The sequence below is a fragment of the Phenylobacterium sp. genome, from assembly GCF_020402505.1.
Classification (GTDB): Bacteria; Pseudomonadota; Alphaproteobacteria; order Caulobacterales; family Caulobacteraceae; genus Phenylobacterium.
The window spans coordinates 1-4,262 of sequence record NZ_JADBZL010000052.1; the positions used below are offsets into that span (position 1 = coordinate 1).

The following is a 4,262-nucleotide window of genomic DNA, read 5'->3' on the forward strand; positions in this document are numbered from 1 at the left end:
GCATCGCGCTGATCCTGCGCAACGCCGCCGGCGCGGAGATGGATCGTTTGGAGCTGGCCCGCCCCCTGACGACCGACAATTTCGAAGGTGTCGAGGTCCTGCCGGGTAATGAAGGCGGCCTCCGCTTCCTCCTGGCGTCGGACGACAACTTCTCCACCGAACAGAGGACCCTCCTGCTGGCCTTTGACTGGACCCCCTGAAGGCTCTCCCTCCGTTCATCTGGATTCGCGAAAATGAAAAAGGCCGCCCCGAAAGGCGGCCCTTTTCTGGGTCCGGAAAGGAAACCGACGTCAGGCGGCGGCCTTGTCGGCGAGCTTGGCCTTCACCTGGCGCTTGATCTTCAGGGCGCGGGGCGAGAGGTCCTCGTCGCGGGCCTTCACCAGGTAGGCGTCCAGGCCACCCTTGAAGTCGAGGGTGCGCAGGACGGCGTTGGTGATGCGCAGCTTGAAGGTCTGGCCAAGGGCGTCCGACTGCAGGGACACGGGCGCCAGGGCCGGCAGGAAGCGGCGCTTGGTCTTGACGTTCGAGTGGCTCACATTGTGGCCGACCATCGGTCCGACACCAGAGAGTTCACAGCGGCGCGACATGGGTTTCTCATCCCGACAGAAAGAGGCCCGGAGACCGCGCGGCCACCGGGGGAGCGGCGATATAGGCGAAGCGGGCCGTGGAGGTCAAGGCTGAGTCCGGGCTCAAGGCCTGCAGGGTGGCGGGGTCTCCTTGAACCTGGGGCGGGGTTCGGAACAGGGCGGACGGGTGACTCGAGAACTCCAGGGAGAAGGGCGGATGAGAAAGACGGTGGTGATCACGGGGGCCGGACGCGGGATCGGGCGGCGACTCGTTGAGCTCTACCTGGACGCCGGCGACCAGGTCGTCGCGGGCGTTCGGGATCCGGCGGCGGTCCGGGAGTTGCAACACGGCTCAGGCGACGGAGACCTGGAGGTCTGCGCCCTCGACGTCCGGGATGGCGGCGCCGTGCAGCGCCTGGCCGATGCGCTGGGCGGACGCCGGGTCGACCTTCTCATCAACAATGCGGGCGTGATGGGCGGCGACCGGCAGTCGCTGGACGATATGGATTACGACGCCTGGCGGGACGCCCTGGAGGTCAACACCCTGGCGCCCTTTCGGGTGACCACCGCCCTGTTGCCCAACCTCGCCCAAGCCCCTCAGCCGAAGATCATCACCTTGACCAGCCAGATGGGGTCCCTCAGCCGCAATAGCCCTGGCGCGTTTGCCTACAGGAGCTCGAAGGCCGCCGCGAACAAGGTCATGCAGGTCCTGGCGCTGGAACTCAAGGCCCGGGGCATGATCGTCTGCCCGATGCACCCCGGCTGGGTCCGCACCGACATGGGCGGACCGAATGCGACGATCTCTGTTGAGGATAGCGCCCGCGGTCTCGTCGAGGTGATTGAGCGGCTGGGCATGGCTGAGTCCGGACGGTTCTGGACCTGGGACGGCGCCGAGCATCCCTGGTAGCCGGCGCCCCCGACAGGACCCGGCGGCGTCGGTCCGGTCCCGCGCCTTTGCTGTGGACGGATTGATTTTTTCATTTGTGGTTAACGGACGATTGGCTACTATACTTGGTATGGAACAAAATTCGAATCGTGCGGTGTCGCTGATTCGGTCATGATTCGTTTCGCCCGTGTTCGTAGTCGCGGCCGACCGCCATTAAGACCTTTCTTCGAATTCGGCGTCAGGGGCGCACCGCCTGGCTTGCGGGCGGTCGATTCCCGCCCCACCCTGAAGCTATGAGCGAGCGTTCGCTGGGTCCTGCGCCATCGCGTCTGGTCGCAGTCCTCGGCCCCACCAACACCGGCAAGACCCACCTCGCCGTCGAGCGGATGCTGGGTCACGCCTCCGGCATGATCGGCCTGCCGCTGCGTCTGCTCGCCCGCGAGATCTATGACAGGATCGTCCGCGCCCGAGGGCCGCGCGCCGTGGCCCTGATCACCGGCGAGGAAAAGATCATCCCGCCCCGGGCGAGCTACTTCGTGTGCACGGTCGAGGCCATGCCGCTCAGCCGGGAGGTGGAGTTCCTGGCGGTCGACGAAATCCAGCTCTGCGCCGACCCTGAGCGGGGCCATGTGTTCACCCACAGGCTTCTGCATGCCCGGGGCCGATCGGAGACCATGCTGATGGGGTCGCTTTCGATGGCGCCCCTGATCCGCCGCCTCCTGCCGGACGCCGAGATCGTCAGCCGCGAGCGGTTCTCCACCCTGTCCTACGCAGGGGCCAAGAAGCTGACGCGCCTGCCCCGGCGAACGGCGGTCGTCGCTTTTTCCGCAGACCAGGTCTACGCCATCGCCGAACTGATCCGCCGGCAGAGGGGCGGAGCGGCGGTGGTCATGGGCTCGCTTTCACCACGGACCCGGAACGCCCAGGTCGAGCTCTACCAGTCCGGGGAGGTAGACTTCCTGGTGGCCACCGACGCCATCGGCATGGGTCTGAACATGGACGTCGACCATGTGGCCTTCGCCGGTCTGCAGAAGTTCGACGGCCGACGCACCCGCGCCCTGCACCCTCAGGAGGTGGGGCAGATCGCCGGCCGGGCGGGGCGCTTTCGAAAGGACGGAACCTTCGGGGTTACCGGCGATTGCGAAGACATGGACACAGGCCTGGTCGCCCAGGTCGAGGCCCACCGGTACGATCCGGTCCCATCGGCCGAATGGCGCAACCCCCGGCTCGACTTCGGCTCCCTCGGAGGGCTGCTCAGGTCCCTCGGCGAGGCACCGGGCCGGGAGGGCCTGTCCCTGTCCGCCGAAGCCCTGGACGAGATCACCCTGCGCCAGCTGGCCGCCGACCCCCGGGTCGCCGATCGCTGCCGGGATCGCAGCGCCCTCTTGCACCTCTGGGATGTCTGCCAGACCCCGGACTTCCGCAAGACAGGGGTGGAGGAGCACGTCCGCCTCGCCCGGGAGTTCTTCTTCTGGCTGGCCAGCCACGGACGGCGGATTCCCGAGGACTGGATGGCCGACCAGTTCCGGCGCCTCGACCGCACCGAGGGTGAGATCGACACCCTCCAGGCCCGCCTGTCGAATGTGCGGACCCTGGCCTACGTGGCCAACCGTCCCGGCTGGCTGAGCGATCCCGCCGGCTGGCAAGGGCGCACCCGGGTCCTGGAGGACAGGCTTTCGGACACCCTGCACGAAAAGCTCACCGCCCGGTTCGTGGACCGGCGTACGAGCGTCCTCATGCGCAACCTGCGCGCCGCCGGCGACCTCCTGGCGGGCGTCTCCCGCGACGGTGTGGTGACGGTGGAGGGACACGTGGTGGGCCGCCTGCAGGGCGTGGTCTTCACCCCCGAGCGGGCCGGCTCCGCCCTCGAGGAGAAGGCCCTGCGCGCAGCGGCCCACTCCGCCGCCGGTCCCGAGATCGCCCGGCGCCTGGGACGGCTGGCGGCCGAGCCGGACGAAGCCTTCGCGCTGGACCCTGAAGGCAGGATCCTGTGGCGTGGTGAGGCGGCGGCGGCGGTGCAGGGCGGCGGGCTCTTTGCGCCGCGGGCGCGGCTGTTCGGGGAACTGGGTCCAGCGCCCGTGCGCGAGCGGGCGCAGCGTCGCCTGGAGGCCTGGCTGGCGGCGGAGGCCGGACGCCGGCTCGCGCCCCTCGCCCGCCTGGACGAGGCCTTGCGCAGCGGTCGGCTGAGGGGTCTCGCCCGGGGCCTGGCCTGGCGGCTCGTCGAGGCCGGCGGAGTGCTGGACCGGGCAGAGGTCCGCGAGGAGACCGCCGCCCTCTCGCCTGTGGAGCGCCGCAGCCTCCGCGCCCTCGGCGTGAGGCTGGGCGCCTTCTCCATCTTCCTGCCTGGGCTGCCCTCCCGCGAGGCGCTGCACTTTGTGCGCGCCGTCCTGGCGCCTGGCCTGCCCGCCCCCCGGCCCGGACGGATGGCAGGGGGGCAGGAGACCCCGCTGCGGCCGGTGCTGGCGGCTGCGGGCCTTCGCCGGGTGGGAGACCTGCTCCTGGAGGCGACGCGCCTGGAGGCCCTGGATGCTGCGCTGCGGGCGGCGCCCTCATCGGGCCGCGGGATCGAGGTGGCTCCCGGTCTGGCGGATATCCTCGATGGACCTGTCGAGCACCTGTTCGCCGCCCTCAGGGCACTGGGCTTTACCCCGGCAGAGCGGCCCTCGATGGACCGCCCGGCGACATGGCGGCGGCGGAGGGGGCCGGCTCCGCGTCCGCCGTCCGGGAAGGCCGAGGCCTCTCCCTTCTCCGCCCTGGCCGCCCTCCGGACGCCCGAGACCCCGAAGCGCGCCGCCCGGCCGGGCCGGCGC

The 4,262-nt window shown here is 70.0% G+C and carries 3 protein-coding genes and 1 pseudogene; 3 read left to right on the forward strand and 1 reads right to left on the reverse strand.

What is annotated here, in order from left to right; translation table 11 throughout:
* A pseudogene (locus tag IM632_RS04260) lies at positions 1 to 200 on the forward strand (hypothetical protein); the annotation flags it as partial.
* Positions 201 to 290: 90 nt separating this feature from the next.
* Here IM632_RS04260 and rpmB read toward each other — a convergent pair.
* Entirely contained in the window at positions 291 to 587 is a 297-nt protein-coding gene (gene rpmB / locus IM632_RS04265; RefSeq protein WP_296498749.1) for a 50S ribosomal protein L28, read from the reverse strand.
* A 196-nt stretch (positions 588 to 783) separates the two neighbouring features.
* Here rpmB and IM632_RS04270 point away from each other — a divergent pair, with 196 nt between their 5' ends.
* Positions 784 to 1,473, forward strand: coding sequence for an SDR family oxidoreductase (locus IM632_RS04270; protein ID WP_296485158.1), 690 nt, complete (start codon positions 784 to 786; stop codon positions 1,471 to 1,473).
* A gap of 272 nt (positions 1,474 to 1,745) precedes the next feature.
* Positions 1,746 to 4,262 (forward strand): helicase-related protein (locus tag IM632_RS04275; RefSeq protein ID WP_296552041.1); only part of this gene is annotated, 2,517 nt, incomplete at its 3' end.

Excerpts from the sequence above, each read along its gene's own strand:
- IM632_RS04270 (WP_296485158.1), top strand. The coding sequence starts at position 784 with ATGAGAAAGACGGTGGTGATCACGGGGGCCGGACGCGGGATCGGGCGG.
- rpmB (WP_296498749.1), bottom strand. The coding sequence starts at position 587 with ATGTCGCGCCGCTGTGAACTCTCTGGTGTCGGACCGATGGTCGGCCAC.